General features: G+C 61.2%; 14 protein-coding genes. 8 read left to right on the forward strand and 6 right to left on the reverse strand.

Features of this window, described 5'->3' with window-relative positions; genetic code table 11:
* The first annotated feature begins 187 nt into the window (after window positions 1-187).
* The gene (locus C1722_RS08575; protein ID WP_180995102.1) at window positions 188-1573 is read left to right on the forward strand and encodes a helix-turn-helix transcriptional regulator; all 1386 of its coding nucleotides are present in this window, start codon (window positions 188-190) and stop codon (window positions 1571-1573) included.
* 41 nt (window positions 1574-1614) lie between these two features.
* On the opposite strand, the gene C1722_RS08580 is transcribed toward C1722_RS08575, so the two are convergent.
* Together C1722_RS08580 and C1722_RS08585 are read right to left on the reverse strand one after the other, a co-directional pair.
* Window positions 1615-2055, reverse strand: a complete 441-nt coding sequence (locus C1722_RS08580; RefSeq protein WP_102378857.1) for a hypothetical protein — start codon at window positions 2053-2055, stop codon at window positions 1615-1617.
* A gap of 97 nt (window positions 2056-2152) precedes the next feature.
* Window positions 2153-2962, reverse strand: coding sequence for a MerR family transcriptional regulator (locus tag C1722_RS08585; RefSeq protein ID WP_102378858.1), 810 nt, complete (start codon window positions 2960-2962; stop codon window positions 2153-2155).
* Between the two features lie 237 nt (window positions 2963-3199).
* On the opposite strand from C1722_RS08585, the gene C1722_RS08590 reads away from it, so the two are divergent.
* Entirely contained in the window at window positions 3200-5356 is a 2157-nt protein-coding gene (locus C1722_RS08590; protein WP_102378859.1) for a molybdopterin-containing oxidoreductase family protein, read from the forward strand.
* A gap of 68 nt (window positions 5357-5424) precedes the next feature.
* On the opposite strand, the gene aguA is transcribed toward C1722_RS08590, so the two are convergent.
* Entirely contained in the window at window positions 5425-6546 is a 1122-nt protein-coding gene (aguA, locus tag C1722_RS08595; RefSeq protein WP_102378860.1) for an agmatine deiminase, read from the reverse strand.
* Window positions 6547-6813: 267 nt separating this feature from the next.
* Between aguA and C1722_RS08600 the strand changes: the two genes are divergently transcribed.
* The 5 genes from C1722_RS08600 (at window position 6814) to C1722_RS08620 (ending at window position 12900) form a co-directional block, all read left to right on the forward strand.
* Window positions 6814-7479 (forward strand): GNAT family N-acetyltransferase, encoded by a 666-nt coding sequence (locus C1722_RS08600; protein WP_102378861.1) that lies wholly within the window; start codon window positions 6814-6816, stop codon window positions 7477-7479.
* A 44-nt stretch (window positions 7480-7523) separates the two neighbouring features.
* A complete protein-coding gene (locus C1722_RS08605; RefSeq protein ID WP_102378862.1) occupies window positions 7524-8333 on the forward strand; it encodes a helix-turn-helix domain-containing protein in 810 nt (269 codons plus the stop codon).
* Window positions 8334-8528: 195 nt separating this feature from the next.
* Window positions 8529-10175 (forward strand): MFS transporter, encoded by a 1647-nt coding sequence (locus C1722_RS08610; RefSeq protein ID WP_102378863.1) that lies wholly within the window; start codon window positions 8529-8531, stop codon window positions 10173-10175.
* Between the two features lie 117 nt (window positions 10176-10292).
* Entirely contained in the window at window positions 10293-11213 is a 921-nt protein-coding gene (locus C1722_RS08615) for a hypothetical protein (protein ID WP_102378864.1), read from the forward strand.
* A 136-nt stretch (window positions 11214-11349) separates the two neighbouring features.
* The gene (locus tag C1722_RS08620; RefSeq protein WP_102378865.1) at window positions 11350-12900 is read left to right on the forward strand and encodes an FAD-dependent oxidoreductase; all 1551 of its coding nucleotides are present in this window, start codon (window positions 11350-11352) and stop codon (window positions 12898-12900) included.
* A 630-nt stretch (window positions 12901-13530) separates the two neighbouring features.
* On the opposite strand, the gene C1722_RS08625 is transcribed toward C1722_RS08620, so the two are convergent.
* Window positions 13531-15066, reverse strand: coding sequence for a helix-turn-helix transcriptional regulator (locus C1722_RS08625; RefSeq protein ID WP_102378866.1), 1536 nt, complete (start codon window positions 15064-15066; stop codon window positions 13531-13533).
* A 96-nt stretch (window positions 15067-15162) separates the two neighbouring features.
* Window positions 15163-15819, reverse strand: a complete 657-nt coding sequence (locus C1722_RS08630) for a histidine phosphatase family protein (protein ID WP_244902501.1) — start codon at window positions 15817-15819, stop codon at window positions 15163-15165.
* A gap of 177 nt (window positions 15820-15996) precedes the next feature.
* On the opposite strand from C1722_RS08630, the gene C1722_RS08635 reads away from it, so the two are divergent.
* Window positions 15997-16290, forward strand: a complete 294-nt coding sequence (locus tag C1722_RS08635; protein ID WP_102378868.1) for a DUF3795 domain-containing protein — start codon at window positions 15997-15999, stop codon at window positions 16288-16290.
* Here C1722_RS08635 and C1722_RS08640 read toward each other — a convergent pair.
* Window positions 16277-16750: a YbaK/EbsC family protein gene (locus tag C1722_RS08640; RefSeq protein ID WP_102378869.1), complete on the reverse strand. Its 474-nt coding sequence runs from the start codon at window positions 16748-16750 to the stop codon at window positions 16277-16279. The two genes, C1722_RS08635 and C1722_RS08640, sit on opposite strands and share 14 nt — an antisense overlap.
* Between the last annotated feature and the right edge of the window lie 263 nt (window positions 16751-17013).

Genomic DNA, 17013 nt, shown 5'->3' on the forward strand with positions numbered 1-17013 from the left:
GGGTGGTTCACCTCACCCAAAACTAACGAGATCGCACTATGCGAGCAAAAAACACCTGAGAGATTCGACCTAATAGGTATAATCGTCCGCAGGGATCAAGGGATGGAGGTGGACTTCGTTGCACGTACTCTCGATGCTTCGCACCAAAAACGGGATCGTTCTTTTCGTTGGATGGATGTTTATCTGGTTGGCTCTCGAGAAGGTGTTCTTCGGAGAAGCCGCATATTCCTACTCGACCGATCAGGGGGGATTCTTCGCATACGCGGTTGCCCTGCTCGTCATTTGCACAGCCTCCTGCGTGATCGCCGTTCGCGACAAGATGCTCGAACGCATACGCACACTTCAGGCGATCCCTCTAGCGGCCGGCGTGCTCGGAACATGCGCGCTCGGGCTTTTGGCGATCTCGTCCAACGGATCGGCGCCGCTATCCACGCCGATCGCCACGCTCTACGGCATTGTATACGCGGTCTCGTTCAGCATCGTATTTATCCTGTGGTCTGTTCGCCTGCGCGATCTTGTGTTCGAATACGGACTATTCAACGTTCTCGCCGTTTCCCTTGTTGCAATCGCCGTGAGCTTCCTTATCGTGCCGAGCACCGCACGGTCTTCAGCGTACGGCCAGGTCGTCGTCATTCTTTCGCCCCTCATCTCAGGCGTATCGCTCGCCATGATAAAAAGCGTATTCGATCGGCCGGGTTCGCCTCCCATCGAAAGCGGCCACGCTGCGAAACCCGTAAGGCTCTGCCTCTTCATGTTGGCGGCGTTCTCGTTTCTCGTGCACCTTATGGCCTATGTCGAGTTCATAGCCCCTGGCTACGTACCGATTTCCGACGAGAATCCTTACTGCTTCGCACTGCTCTTCGTAGCCATTCTCGTATTGCTTGCGATTCTCGCATGCTCCGACTCAAGCGCACGATTCTGGGACGGCATGTTTATCAACATACTCGTCGCTTCGGTTATCCTGTCGTTTCTCGTGTTCTTCATGGTTTCCGTATCGATATCGTCAGGAAGCGCCTACTCGTACGACCTAACGAAAATGCTTCGAAGGATCATCAAGATCGTCGTCTTCTTCACTGTCGCAATGATCGTCTACCGCAACGGCATGAAAGCAGCTCCGACGTTCGTACTGGTACTGCTCGTTCCCTCGATCGTCTCGAAACTGTTTCAAATGGGCCTTTCCTACGCCTACCCCCAGATTGGCAGCAAACTCGTGTTCTACATCGCCATCATCGGGTTTCTGCTGGTCGTCTGCTGGTCGCTGTTTCTTTTGTTCTACACCCGCGGGAGCGCGATGTTCTTCGCAAGTGACGAACGGGATCGAAGGGAGGCTGACGGGGAACGGGAATCACGCGCTGCGGTCGAGCTGGTTTCCGCAAGGTACGGATTCACCGATCGAGAGCACGATGTGCTCGAATACCTCGCGCTCGGATACAGCACGCAGAAGATTTCGGAACTGCTCTACATTTCGACGAACACCGTCAAGACGCATATAGCCTCTATCTACCGCAAAACGGGAGCCCACTCAAAACAAGAGATCATCGACCTCGTACATTCAGCGGGCGAAAGAACCTGATAGGTGCACACCTTTGCCGCCCGAAACGCGGCGGTTAAGCGCTACTCGGCAGACGGCTTCTTGGAGAACATTTCCTGGCGGAGCTGCGTGGCCTCAAAGCTCATCCACGAGCATTTGCAGTCGACGACGCGGCCGTCTTCGTACGTGATCTCGATGATATTGCCCCGCTTCGTGCGAAGGCTTTCGCGTTGCGGCTCGCTCTCTTTGAGCGTTTCGTAGCGCGGCGTGTAAACCTTTACGATTTCCGTGGCGCTCTTTCCCGATTGGTAATGGACCTCGAACGTCACCATGTTCTTGCCGTCGGAGGCAAGCAGGTAGGCCTTGTCGACCGGACCGTATTTCTTGGCGCGCTTCTCGTCGACCACGCCGTCTTTCGCCTGGGATTCGCTTCCCTTGGCCGCTCCGAGTTTGCCTTTGTACACGAGCACGGCAAGCACGCCGAGAATCGCGATAACGATGATCACGCGAACGAAATCTGGCACCGGTTTCCTCCCACCACGTTGTTTTCCCATCACCGTCAATCATACCCGAAATCGGCGCCGGCACCCCTCGGGGCATCGACGCCGATTGGAAAACGATTTACGCCTGTTCGATGGGAACCTGGATCTCAGTGAGCCAATCGGCCTCGTCGGCCTGGTTCCATATGCCGTCGATGTAGCTTTCACGCGGGCTCTCCGTCACACGGTAGCCGTTGCTTTCCACCCAATCCATCACGAACGCATACGCCTGCGGCACGTCGGCGTACGATCCTTTGTGCATGACCGACGCCACGGTGACCGGGTTGGTCTCACGGAAGTAAATGCCGTCTACCTCGTTGCCGAATTCCGTGACGGCCTCGTTGTACTGGATGTTGATGTCCTTCTCCTTGTACTCCCCGTCAAGATACGTGATGAAGCAGTACTCGGGCTCGGCGCACGTAAGATCGGGATTGGCCGCCTTGACCGCTCGGCCGATCGCGGGGATGACCTCGAAGTACGCCGTGTAGTCCGGCACGGTCAGCTCTTTGGTGTACACGATGTAGCTGGGAATATCCTTGATCGTCACCTGATAGTCCATGAAAAACTCCTTCTCTTCGTTGTCCAAGATGAATGCGATGCGTGCGAGCTGCCCTTCGCGCTCGCGGAGTTCCCGGGCCACTTCGGCCTGACGCTGCTCGAGCACCGTGCGTATGTCGGCGCCGTCGAATACTCGGACGACCTCGTCGATCGAAAGACCGGCTTGGCGCAGCGCCTGTATGCGATGCAGTTCGACCAGCTGACGCGTCGTGTAGAGGCGGTATCCCGTTGCCCGATCGACCTCCTCGGGGCGGAGAAGACCGATCCTGTCGTAGTAGTGCAGCGTCTTCACCGTCGTCTTGCCCATCTTCGAGAAACTCCCAATGTAGAACATGTTCGCACCTCCTTCCACATCACATTCAACCGTCTCCTCTTAGAGGAGGGTCAAGAAGTTTTTTGCATTTTCTCATAGTTTTCTTGCGGCTGCGAGCGCAGCCGACAGCGCACCCGCCGAAGCACCTCGCAGCGCCCGATACGTCTATCCCGAAACCCTTTTCTCGAAAGCCTGTTCGGCGCGCAAGGAAAAAGGTACTATATTCACAGGACGAGCAGTGCGGGAAAGGGGATTCTCATGACTGAAATCGAACCAGGGGAATCCAGGCACAGCACGTGCGTGTTCTGCGACGGATGCTGTCCCGTCGCCATTCGAAACGATGGCGAGGTCACCGTTTCTCCGCTTAACCCGAACCTGCCCGCCATCTGCTCGAAGGCGCATCTGTGGCGCGAGTACCGCAGCCATCCCGATCGCGTGGTGAAGCCGCGTAAGAACATCGGGGAACGCTCGAATCCCGTTTGGCAGGAAATCGAATGGGATCAGGCGCTCGACGAGATAGCAGATCGCCTGTCCGCGATCATCGACACCTACGGGCCCGAAGCGCTTGCGGTTTCGGAGATGCCCCTGAACACCGGATTCGGAGGCATCACCCGTCGCTTTATGAACCACCTGGGATCGCCGAACTACATCGCGCCCACGCTTCTGTGCATGGGCAACACCGCTCAAGTGCATCGGGCGGTGTACGGATGGTACACGAGCTCGAACTGGGACGAAACCGATCTCATCGTCTACTTCGGGCAAAACCGCGGGCCCGAGCTCTGGCCCGTGGAATACCTCAAACTCAAAGCCGCACTCGCGCGCGGGGCAAAGCTCATCGAGGTCGACCCGCGAGAAACCGATACGGCGCTGCTCGCCTGCGAGCACCTTCGCATCCGATACGGAACCGATGCGGCGCTGCTGCTCGCATGGATCAACGTCATCATCGAAGAGGATTTGTACGACCACGCGTTCGTAGAAACATCGACCGTGGGGTTTGCGGATCTCGCCGAGCGGGTGCAGGCCTACGCTCCTGAAAGCGTTGCTTCGATCTGCGGCATCGACGCCGATGCCATCCGCAGGACCGCGCGTATGTACGCGAACGCCAAAGCCGCCATCATCCCGTGGGGCGTCGTGGGCGACATGCAGCGCAACTCGACCTCCGTGCTCCACGCCCAATGCATCCTGCGCGCCATCTGCGGCTTCGTAAACGTGTCGGAATTCGTCGGAGGCCCGGCCAAAGGGGCCCTCACCACTACGCAGCTCGCTGACTACCCTGCGCTGTCGCAAGAGCAGCGAGCCAAGCAGATCGGATCTGGAGCATACCCCCTCATGAGCTTCGAGGGCATGGCGCTCTTTGACGATGCGAGCCGCAAAGCGGGGATCGATTACACGCCCGACATCATGGGCTGCAGCTGTACCGCTCATCCGAACAGCCTGTTCACGGCCATGCAAACCGAAAACCCCTATCCCGTCAAAGCATTCTTCTCGGTAGCGAACAACACCGTGATGAGCTACGCCGACCAACAGAGCATCATCGACGGGCTCATGGCACAGGACCTCGTCGTCGCGTACGATCACTGGATGACGCCGACCGCCCAGCTGGCCGACTACGTGCTGCCGGGAGACGCCTGGATGGAGCGCGACATCATGGGGCCGACATCGGATGCTGCACCGGCAAGTACGTTCTGCGAAGCGTTCTGCGAGCCCGCAGGCGAATGCAAGGATTGGTACTTCGTCGTCAAGGGCCTGGCCGACCGCATGGGCCTCGGCGACGTCTTTCCCTGGGCTTCCCGCTACGAGCTGTACGACTGGCGTCTCGCACCCCTGGGAAAAACCTGGGACGACGTTCGCGAGCAGCCCGCCATACCCGCCAGGCCCGTAGCTCCGGGTGCATTTCTCACGCCGTCGGGAAAGGTCGAGCTCAAGAGCTCCGTGCTCGAAGCGCTCGGCTGCGATCCGCTCCCCTCGTACGTCGACCCCGGCGAGCCGAACGTCGATGCGGCGGACTACCCGCTTGTCATCTTCACGGGAGCGCGCGACGCGTTCTGCTACAACACCAACCACCACCAGATGCCGACGCTGCGCGCACGGGGACCGGAGCCCGAAGCGTACCTCAATCCCCAAGACGCCGAACGCTACGGCGTGCGCGACGGGCAGTGGGCTCTCGTCAGCACCCCGCACGGGTCGATCGAGCTTGCAGTCAAGGCGGATGCGCGTCAACCCGAAAGCACGTTGCGCGTGCCGCACGGCTGGTGGAAGCCCGAAACCGCCCAAGGACTCGCAAACGGCCTGAGCAAGGCGTGCCTTCACAACGACGGCATGCTGTTCAGCGGCGAGCCGTGGAACCTCGACCCCGTACAGGGGCTGCCCAATTTGCGCGGGGGGATCCGCGCGAAGATCGAACCTGTCGCGTAGCGGCAAAGACACTCCCGGCGGGGCGACGCGCTGGCGGGGCAGCTTGTATCGAGCGGCTTCCAGGTACCTTATCGCCCGATGCCGCTCGGCTGATGTTGGGTGATGCAGTGGATGTTCCCGCCGCCGTACACCACTTCGACGGTATCGACGCCTACGACCTCGCGCTCGGGAAACATCGCTTGGATCTGCTCAAGCGCCAGCGCATCGTTTTCGTCGCGGTACTGCGGCACGACCACAGCCCCGTTCACGATGAGGAAGTTCATGTACGAAGCGATACAGGGCTCGTCGGTGGTTCGCTCGACGGTCTCGTCGACAAGGTCGATGGAGGCCACCTGCTCCCCGGTCATGTAAACGGGCTTCTTGGGCAGGCAGAGCTTATGTACTTTAAGCGAGCGGCCCCGCGCATCGACCGTCTTGGAAAGCTCCCGATACGCAGCCTGGCTCGCCTCGTAGAACGGGTCGGTTTCGTCCTCGGTCCAGATGCACGCCACCTCGCCCGGAGCCACGAAGCAGGCCACATCGTCGATATGGCCGTTCGTCTCGTTCGGGTCGATGCCGTCCCGTATCCAGATCACCTTTTCGGCGCCCAGGTATTCGCACAGCTTCTCTTCGATCTCGCTCCTCGAAAGCTCGGGATTGCGACCCTCGGAAAGCAGGCACATCTCGGTTGTGAGCACCGTGCCCTCGCCGTCGACGTGGATGGAACCGCCCTCGAGAACGAACGAATCGGGACGGTAGCGCACCGCGCCCGCCAAATCGGCCACCTTCACGCCCACGAGGGCATCCTTGTCCCAAGGGAAGTACATTCCGTCGACAAGGCCGCCCCACGCGTTGAAATGCCAGTGCACCGCGCGCACGTCGCCCTGGTCGTTACCGACGAACGTCGGGCCGCAATCGCGCATCCATGCGTCGTCCGACTCCATTTCGACAACGAGGATTCGCTCCTCGTTGGAAAGCATGCGCCGTGCGGCTGCGTAATCGTCGGGTTTCACGCACACGGTGACCGGTTCGAACCGCGCGATGGCGCGCGCCACGTCGGCGAAGGTTCTCTGAGCGGGCTTCGCCCCGTCGCGCCAGTTGTCGGTACGATGGGGCCAGAGCATCCATATTCTCGTCTGGGGCTCGAATTCGCCCAGCATACGGTATCCGTCCCGCTTCGGAGTCGATTCGCTCTCGTAGATCGTTCTCATGGCAGCTCTCCCTCGCATCGCTTGCCGGTCTCGTTCCACCGTCACGCAGCCGACGGCGTCTTCACCGGCTCTCGACGGTATCGCCTTCCGATGCTTGCCGCCTATTCTCCCCCGAAACGACCTTTTCGGACGATTCTGTTGCGCCCCTGTTTGCTTACGCACATGCGGGCTTTCTGCATTAGCGCGCCGCGAACTCGACGCGCCTGCCAAGGTGTGGCAGAATCGTCAGTTGATTGATACGAACGTCACGAAAGAAGGATCAGCGTTATGCAGTTGCCAGGACTCGTTACCGTCAAACCCGACCAGACCGACACCATCGAGAAGCTCGCCCATATGATGGGTAAAAGCTTCATGGAGGAACTCTGGACCGAAGCCTGGCTCGAATCGCTCGACTGCCTCGGCACAACCGACGAGCGCAAGCTCGAGATATCCCGTGCGATTATGAAGTACGATTTCATGGTGGGTACGCGCCATCAGTGCTGCTACATGCTTCCCGACTTTGCCGCGGGTGCCGGAGCATATCTTTCCAGCGACCTTGGCGGGCGCATCTGGAGCGACCTCGAGGACGAGGCGACCGAGCTGATGGCAGAAGCCACCCTGACGGATGACGAGAAGGCGGCGCTTTTCAAGCGCGCAGAAGAGATGGGGGGCATCTCGAACTTCAAATGGATGGTTCCCGAAGCCGAAGGCGATGACTTCATCCACTTCTTCTCGATCGGCGTCAATCCCGACATGCGCGGCTCGGGAGCTTTCCGCAGGCTCATGACGCCGTTTCTCGAGTTCGCCGACAGCTGCGGCATCAACTGCTACCTCGAATGCTACACCGATCGGCTCGAGAGCCTGTACGGTCATTTCGGATTCGAAACGGTGCACCGCTTCACCGATCCGGCATTCGATGTGTACGAACGTGCAATGGTGCGCACGCCCCGCTAGCCGAAACGAGACGACCAAGCCGCACCGAACGAGAGGAACCGACCATGCGCAGCGGAGAGATCGCACGACTTGCAGGAGTTACGGTGCGCACGCTGCGCCATTACCGCTCGATCGGGCTTTTGCCCGAGCCGAACCGCAGCGATAACGGGTACTGCGAGTACACGCTTGACGACCTTTTGCGCCTGCTGCGCATCAAGCACCTCGCCGCGCTCGGCTTCTCCCTCGAAGATATCGGCGGCATGCTTGCGACCCTCGACTCCGACGACCGTTCGAAAGCGACCGATCTGCTCGACGAGCTTGATCGTAGCCTGGTAGACCAGATCGAACGGCTCGAGCAGAAGCGTCGCACGCTTGCGTTCGTCCGGGCAAAGGAGCTCGATGCCGATATCCCCGTGCGGCTTGCCGCCATCGTCGACATGCTCAAGAACCACGGCCTGCCCGAGGACGCCCTCAACAGCGAGCGGGACGTCATGCTGCTCGCAGGAGCGGTGCTGAGCGAAAACGACCTTGACGAAACCGAGAGGGTGTATCGCGCCCTCGTCGAACGCGATCTCATCGATGATTACGTGAAGATCAACGGCTGGATCATGGATCTGCCGCCCGATGCAACCGAAAAGGACAAGTCCGCTGTCGTCGAGAGGATCATCGAAGTCATGGAACCCCTCCTGGATTGCTTCGATCCGGGCAACTGGGACGAGGAACCGACGGAAGCAGAGCTGCAAAGCGAAGCTCTCCTGAGGCAGTACCAGGCCCAATCCCTCAACCCCGCGCAGCAGGAGGTGAGCGATCGCACGATCGCGCGTATCGAAAAGCTCGTGCTCGGGAAGCGGGAACAGGCTGATCGGCCTCAGTAGGCGGACCAGCCGCAAAGCGGCAACGCGGCCCCGGCGAAGCGCCTGCCGCCACCCACCCGACAAACCGAACGCCATCGCACCGCCATCGCCATTCAACGTTCGTGCGGTTCACGGAGCCTGCACATTTTCACGATGCCTCTTGACCCGGACGTAACGTCAGGGTTTTTACTCCTTTCTGAGAAGAAAGGAAGCATCATGCCCGGAAAGACCACGACCGTCCGATTCCTCACCGCGAGCGCGCTTTCGCTGCTCGGCAACTCGGTTGCGGGAATCGCGCTCCCCCTCATCCTGCTCGCCACCACCGGCGACCCGCTCGCAGCGGGCACGCTCGCCATCATCTGCGCCGTGCCTCAGGTGCTCGCAGGCGTACTCGGCGGAGCCGTGCTCGACCGCCTCAACCGCCGCAACGTCTCGATCTTCTCCGATATCGTTTCGGCGCTGTGCGTAGCCGCGCTGCCCATCGTCGATATGACGGTGGGCTTGAGTTTCGGATGGTTCGCGCTCTTCGGCGTGCTCGGCGCCGTCGGAGACATCCCCGGCATGACCGCGCGCGACGCCATGCTGCCCACTGTCGTCGAGCGTGACGGCGTGAGCCTGCAGCGTTTCCTCGGCATATCCCAATCGCTCGACTCCATCGTCACGATCGTCGGTCCCGCGCTCGCAGCCTTCNCGGCGCTGTGCGTAGCCGCGCTGCCCATCGTCGATATGACGGTGGGCTTGAGTTTCGGATGGTTCGCGCTCTTCGGCGTGCTCGGCGCCGTCGGAGACATCCCCGGCATGACCGCGCGCGACGCCATGCTGCCCACTGTCGTCGAGCGTGACGGCGTGAGCCTGCAGCGTTTCCTCGGCATATCCCAATCGCTCGACTCCATCGTCACGATCGTCGGTCCCGCGCTCGCAGCCTTCCTCATGGGCGTCGTCGGCAGCGTGCCGTGCCTGTGGATAACCGCGGCGCTCTCCCTTTCGGCATCTGCCGTAACCGCAACGCTCCCGCGTTCGATCGGCGCGATCGGCTCCGGTTCTGCGGCTCCCGTAGAAGCCGCAGGGAAAACCGCCTCGGTTGCCACCGTCGTGGTGCACGGCGATTCCTCGACCGTCGCGCGTTGCGGCTCGCTTGCCAAAACCGCCTGGGCATCGGCGCTTGACGGCGCGCGCGTGCTGTTCAAGGACGATCCGGTCCTTCGTGCCGCCACGCTCATGACCTTCGGCATCGTCATGGTTATGGGAAGCTACCAAGGGCTCGTGCTCCCCGTGTTTTTCACCGAGGCGAACGCGCCCGAACTGCTCGGCTATACCCTTTCCGCCATGTCGTGCGGGTTGCTCATCGGGTCGCTCGTTTACGCCGCGCTCACCCACAAGCTCAGCAGAAGGGCTTGGTACTCCTTCTCGCTGATCGGAATGGCCATAGGCCTTGCGATCATGGGATCGCTCCCAAGCTACCCCGTCATGCTTGCCGGCGCATTCGCGCTTGGACTCACCGCAGGTCCCGCCTCGGCGCTGCTCGGGTTCTTCATGTTCGACCGCATCCCCGAAGCGCGGCGCGGCAGCGCGCTCGGCACGCAGAACTCGCTTTTGCTCGTCGCTGCGCCCGCAGCGCTGTTCGCCACTTCGGTGCTCGTAACGGGCATCGGGCTTGAAATCGCCTCGTGGGTGCTCGTGGCAGCATGGTTCGCCATCACCGTGGCCGCGCTGTTCGCGAAGAGCATGCGCAAGCTCGAAGAGAGCGAACTCGCCCCGAAGCCAGAAGGTACCGGGTCCGCTCGGGCAACCGGTGCATCCGCCCCGAACACCCCGAGCAAGCCCCGTCGCACCAACGCGCAGAGAGAACCGGAGGCACCATGAAGGTAACCGTATCGAAAAAAAACGTTCTTCACCGCCGCAGCTGTCGCGGGCCTCGCCCTGCTCTATCTCGCGGGAATCCTCGCCATCCAAGCAGCGCCGACTGCACCGACGAGGGCGATGCTCGCCGCCTATGCGTTTCCGATCGACTGCATGATCGTTCTCCCAGCCCTCTTCTACCTTCTCGTTATCAGAAGGTACGCTCTTTCGCCGTTGTTCGCGCTCCCCGTCATGTGGGCAGGCGGTGCTCTCGCCTCCTTCTTCGCCCAGGGTTCTGACACCGCGGTACTGGCCGTCCTCGGCTTCGGCGCCCTCGTCGTCGAAGTCGCTATCGCCGCCCGCGAGATCGCGCGCTTCGCCCGTGCGTTTCGCGCGGCGCGGCGCAAGACGGACGACGCCCTCGCTTGGTTTTCCGCACCGTTTATGCAGATGACGAACAACGCAAAGGCTTCGCGACTCGCGGCCAACGAGCTCGCGATGCTCTACTTTGCCCTCTTCTCCTGGAAACGGCGCGCTCCCGCATCGCAGGACGGCGTGTTTGCGTACCACAGGGATTCGGGGTATGCAGCCTTCATTGCGGGCATGATGCTCGTGATACCCGTTGAAACGCTGGTCGTCCATCTGCTCGTTTCGCAATGGAGCGACGTCGCAGCATGGGTGCTCACCGCAGGCTCGCTCTATGCAACGCTCTGGCTCGTAGCCGATTGCCGCGCATCGGTGCTCCGGCCGATCGCCTTCAAGGGAAGCGTGCTCGAGATCCGTTCGGGCATGCGCTTTTCCGCCGACATTCCGCTGGAGCGAGTCGCAGCGTATGAGAAGAAGGCGCCGAAGGCCGACAACAAGCGGATCGTCAACCTCGGCATGATGGGCACCGCGAGCGGGTGGCTCGTGTTCGACGAGCCCGTTACGGTCGAAACCTCTTTCGGAGGCGCTCGAGAGATCGAGGCGATCGGCATCGCCGTAGACGACAAAGGACGGTTTGACCGCATGATAAGCGAGAACATCGAGCAGCACCATCCGATTCCCTCACCCGATCGATAAAGCTTTCACCTGCCCCGATGCATCTTTCACATCGCTTTTCACATCACCTATGTGATTCCCGAAACCGTGCTTGAACCTATAGTGCGTCCCATCGCACCTCATCGTGCGGGCACATCGATTCAATTTGGAGGGAATCATGGAGACAAACGTAACACGAAGGAACTTTCTCGCAGGCGCCGGCATCGCAGCAGCAGGTTTGGCGGCGTTCGGCCTCGCCGGTTGTTCGCCGAGCGAAAGCGCGTCGACCGCCGATTCGGGTACATGGGATCATGAGACCGATATCCTCATCGTAGGCGCAGGCGGAGCAGGGCTCGCGGCTGCCGTTGTCGCGGCGAAGGGTGGCGCACAGGTAACCGTACTCGAAGCGGCGGCCATGGCGGGCGGCAACACCGCCAACTCCTCGGGCGTCATCCAAGCGGCCGGCACCGAAGAGCAGAAGCAGTTCGCGGGCGTGAGCGACGACACCCCGGAGAAGCATGCCGAGTACTACCTGCAATGCGGCGAAGGCCAGCTCGACGAAGAGCTCGTCCGCTTCGCTTGCGAGCAAGCCCCATCCTGCATCGAGTTCATGAAGGACCTCGGCATCAAGTACGAAGTGGTGTACGGCAACGGAACCGTACCCAACGTCGATCCCGAGGTGATCAAACCCCGCATCCACCTCGCGGGAACCGACGAGAACGACCTCATGTACGGGCAGGCGCACGTAGCCGCCCTGCTGAAGGCGGCGGAGGATGCCGGTGTCGAGTTCGTCTACAAAACCGCCGGCAAAGAGCTCGTGCAGAACGCCGACGGCGTTGTGACCGGCGTCGTCGCCGACGACAACAAACGCTATCGCGGCAAAAAGGCCGTCATCCTCGCAACCTGCAGCTACGATCGCAGCGAGGAGTTCGCCAAGGCGTTCAACTACCACATGGTGCAAGCGCTCGAAGACGGCCGATCCCTCACGGTTGCGACCAACACCGGAGACGGCCTGCGCATGGGCATGTCGGTCGGTGCGGCGCTCGAAGGCATGGGCGGGTTCATCGGGCTGCCCGGAAACATCGGCGGCACGCCCACCCTTCCCGGCGTTCCCGAGGTCCCCGGCATCATCGTCAACAAGTACGGCCGCCGCTTCGTGAGCGAATCCGACCACTACGCCTGGGTCCTTCGTGCGGTCTTCTCGCAGGAAGACCATATCGCCTGGGGCGTCTTCGACTCGAAGGCAGCCGCTCTCACCGGTGCCGTCGTGGGCGGCGTGAGCCCCATGAGCGACGACTTTTCCAAGGAGATCGCCGACGGTTCGGTGCTCGTAGCCGACACCATCGAAGAGCTCGCCGCCCAGATCGACGTGCCCGCAGCGAACCTCCAGGCAGCGCTCGACACCTGGAATGCCGATATGGCAACGCCCGAGAAGCGCGACAGCCAGTTCCCCACTCGCGCATGCGGCCTTGAAGCCATCGACACGCCGCCGTATTACGCGACACGCACCTACGATTACAATCTCGGCGCCCTCGGCGGCCTGAAGATCAACACGAGCGCACAGGTGCTCGACACTGCGGGCAAAGTTATCCCCCATCTCTACGCCGCAGGCCAGGTTGCAGGCGGATTCATGGGATCCTACTATCCCGGAACCGGCACGGGTATCCTCTCTACCCTCGCGTTCGGCCGCGCCGCCGGCGAGCACGCGCTTGCCGAGTCGGAGGCGTAGAGCGCCCACCGAACCCGTACGGCGCACCGTGCGTGCATGCAATCGGGGCCGAATCGCCTTGTCGCGCTTCGGCCCCATCTTCGATTGCACCCCGAACAGCGCGGCAAGGCAACGGGTGTTTGCCGACTCCGACCTCATCGACATGCGGCCGCTTGCCGATCCCGCCCATCGTCGCGACTGCTTGCACCTGCGGCTCGGCTTTCGATCCGTCCCCCTTCCTTCCCCTCCCCTCTTTTCTCCCATTCGCAAGCGGTTGCGAATGGGAGCCTCCGGGTGTCACTGCTCGGTTTTATCGATAATGAGGTTTTGTCAAAAAAAATCCCATGCACTGGCGACCAATCGTCGTTTTGCGAAAATAACCAGCCTTCGAAGGCGGTTTCGGAGCCCATTGCGTTACGCTGACCTGCGAAACCGCAGGTCACAAAATAGACCTTGCCTAACTCGCTTCTCTGTTTTTCGCAAAACGGCGATTGGCCGCCATCTACGGACCGTTTTCGCGTAAAACCGCATTATCGGGACAACCTTGTCGTCGGAAGCGGCATAGAAGACAAAGCAGAACCGCAACGAAACAAGACCGCGGCACGCGGCAGGGAAAGCTCGGCCCAGCCGCCCCCCCCCCAACGGCGCCCACTATTCGGCGGCCTCGCCTGCGCGCTTCCCCTCAAGCAGGTCGATCAGCTCCTGCTGCGAGTGCACGCCGAGCTTGCGGTAGACGTTCTTCATATGCGTACGCGTCGTATTGTCGGAGATGAACAGGGTCTTCGAGATGTACACCCGGTTGCGCCCCTTCGCAAGCAGCTCGAACACCTCGGTCTCGCGCGCAGAGAGCCCGAAGCGCTTCGCCCAGCCGTCGAGTGCGGCGGCATCGGTTCCCGCAAGAAACCCGCTCGCCCCGGGGTCGTCCGACGCCGCAATCGACCGCTGCGCCTGCTCATCCCGCGCACCGCCCGAGCGATCGAACGAGAATATCCCCGCCATCAGCAGCAGATATACGACCACAAGAGAAACCACGGCCAGAGTCGAACCCGAATCGCGCACGGCCGTTACGACCTGTATGCCGATCAGCGATCCGAGCGACTCGGCTCCAACCAGCACGAACAGTCCGAGGATGAATCGCTTCGGCAGAGCGAGGCCTCCCTGATCGCCCGCCCAAAGCGCCCAGACCATAAAGTAAAAGCTGTTGAATCCAATGATGCAGATAGCCTGCGCGGCCTCGCCCGCGTCCGAGAACAGCGGGAGCATCACGAATGCGATGCCGATGATGGGAATCGCCACAAAGCACACGAGCTTAATGAGTTTGCGAGAATCGAAGAACAGAGCCGCAAGCGCGATGAACACGGCCGAAAGGAAGAACGAGACGATGGTTGCGATGTTCACCTCGGCGGCTCCGGAGGTATACGCATCACCGGTCAAGCGCTGCATCAGGCCGTAAGCGAGCCCGACCACCAGCGGCAGGGCAACGACGCGGATCGCGATCGCGCGATTCGAAGATGCGCCGAAGCCAGATAGGGCGGTATCCGAGGCGGCCGATCCGGAAGGAGCCGCACTCGGGTCGCCCGAACCTAACGGAGGCGCGCTCGAAGCGCCCGAGCCGCTGCGCGTCGATACGGCAAGGAGAACCACGCAGATAGCCGGCAACAGCGAAACGATCATGGGTTGAAGGTCGGGAGACAGGTACAGCAGGACGGAGTCGAAAACCGAGGCAACGAGCAGGGCGAGGGCCACGTTGATAAGAAGCGGCTTAGGGCCTTTGCGGGCGAACCCGATGCCCTGCAGCACCAGCAGCACCGCGCTTCCGAAGCCGGTGAGCGCGACGCCCGCAACCCTCAGAGCATCGGAAGCCTCATCGACGGGCGCAAACAGGACGAGCACCGTACCCGCGAACAGGCAGGTGCCTGCACCGACCGCAATGGGAAGCGACCGCTCGGAAACGAACCGCACGCACGCGCATGCAACGAGCAGCGTGCCCGCCTCGACGGCAAGCCACAACGCCCGCAGCTGCAGGAAGTCGAACTGCGCAGTCGATACGCGCGCAACGAACAGGTCGCTCCAATACAAACCGAACATCCACGCGAGCAGCGCGGCGAACGCAAGCCACGAAGCCGGTGCTTCGCTTAGCTGTTGCCGTACTGCATCGAGATACGATCGGATGCCCGATCTGACCATGCGCCTTCCTCCTATCGACTCAAAGGGTTATGATACCCCAACGGACGAGTTCGATCATCCTCCGAGCTATCGAGCGCATGCCGAAATCCCCTTTCCCTACGCCGTCAAACCGATTCCCCCGATCTCGAAACGATCCCCGTCGAATCGCAATTCGGTCACGCTCAGGTTCTCGATCTTGGGTCTCTCGTTCACCCTGTTGCGCGCGTAGAGGTACACGAGCGTCTTGACCACGAACGCATGGGTCACCACGAGCACCCTGCCGCCGCCCGCGTCGAGAGCGGCTGTTCCCGCTTCGAGAAAGAACGACATCAGGCGCTCCTCGATCGCGTCGAATCGCTCGGATCGACCCGAGCGATCATGATCGGCCAGGACGTCGGCGATCTCGGGCATGAGCCCGTTGAGCTCGGTCATCGGCAGATCCGCTCCGAACCCCTCGGCAAGCGCATCGTGAAGCCTTATGCCCGATTCGCCTTCGAGATCGCCATAGCACCATTCGCGCAAGCGCTGATCGGAGTGCGGCTTCGGCGCAGCGTCGTTGAAGCGCAAAACCTCGCCGAGGGTCGCCACCGCCCTGCCGCTGTCGCTCGAATACGCAGCTTCGAACGAAACGGAAGCGAGCTTTTTCCCGAGAATGCGCGCATCTGCGATCCCCTGCTCGGTAAGCGGCGAATCGCACCATCCCTGTACCTTCTGCAATACGTTGAACAGCGTCTGCCCATGGCGAACCACCGAAAAAACCACGTCCTCAGCCATACCACCCATCCAATCCGACCAGCGTCAACGAGCCTTTTCCCGATTGTAACCCACATCCGATGCCCCGCACCCGGCAGACGCGCGTACGGCAATAATGGTATGCTATTACCGAGTAGCGGGCCGCCACTTGCCGTCGAGGATTGCCGCGCCCCGTCGATCAACTGGAAAAGGAGCACCATGTACCTAGCATGCTGCGGCTGGAGCTGCACCGAAGACTGCACCGAATACCCGCATTCGTGCGCTGGCTGCAACGAACTTGAGGGGAAAGCGCCTTGGACCCGAGAATCGGGATTCAACCGATGCTTCTTTTACCAGTGCTGCGTCGTCGACAAAGGCTTCGCCCACTGCGGAGAGTGCGACGAGATGCCGTGCTCCGCATTCGACGACTACGTCGACCCCTCGCTGGACGAAGCGACCAAGCAGCAGGAGCTGGCCAAGCGCATCGCCCGCCTGAGAGCTACGACTCTCTGATCTTGCACACGTCCACCCAGCCGAGAGAGCCCGAAAGATCTTCAAGCTCGGAGATGGTAAGCTCAATTGCACTGTTGTCGCTGCCGCACGCAGGGAACACCGTCTCGAACCGACGCAACGATTCGTCAAGGTACACGGCAACCCCCTCGTTCACCGCAAAGGGACATACGCCACCGACGGCATGGCCGATGGCAGGCTCCACTTCCTCGAACGCAAGCATTTTCGGCTTACAGCAGAACTGAGCTTTGAACTTCTGGTTATCGATGCGGGCATCTCCGGCAGCCACCACGAGTACGGTGCCTTCGCTCCCATGAAACGATAGGGTCTTGGCGATGCGAGCCGCCTCGCACCCAGCGGCCTGCGCCGCAAGATCGACTGTGGCACTCGATGTTTCGTATTCGCGAATCCGCTCTTCGAAGCCACGCTCCCGAAAATAGTCCCGAACTCTGGCGATCGACATCGCATTCTCCCTTGCACGCTTCCATCCGATGCGCCCATGGTAGCATAGGGCGCATCGGATGCCCCAGAGGCATCGGCTAAGCGCTGCCGTTCCCCGCCGTGGCATTCATTCGGCATCGTATATGTTCGGCATGATCCATACGTGGGGAACAAAGCGACAGGATTGCTTTTATTCCTCTACCCGTTCGCGCTCGCCGCCAACGCATCCGGAGAAGCGCTCTATGCGCTGTGCGCCCTCGCGTCGATTACGGCCGTCGAGGAGCT

It is taken from the genome of Raoultibacter timonensis, from assembly GCF_900240215.1.
Taxonomy (GTDB): Bacteria; Actinomycetota; Coriobacteriia; order Coriobacteriales; family Eggerthellaceae; genus Raoultibacter; species Raoultibacter timonensis.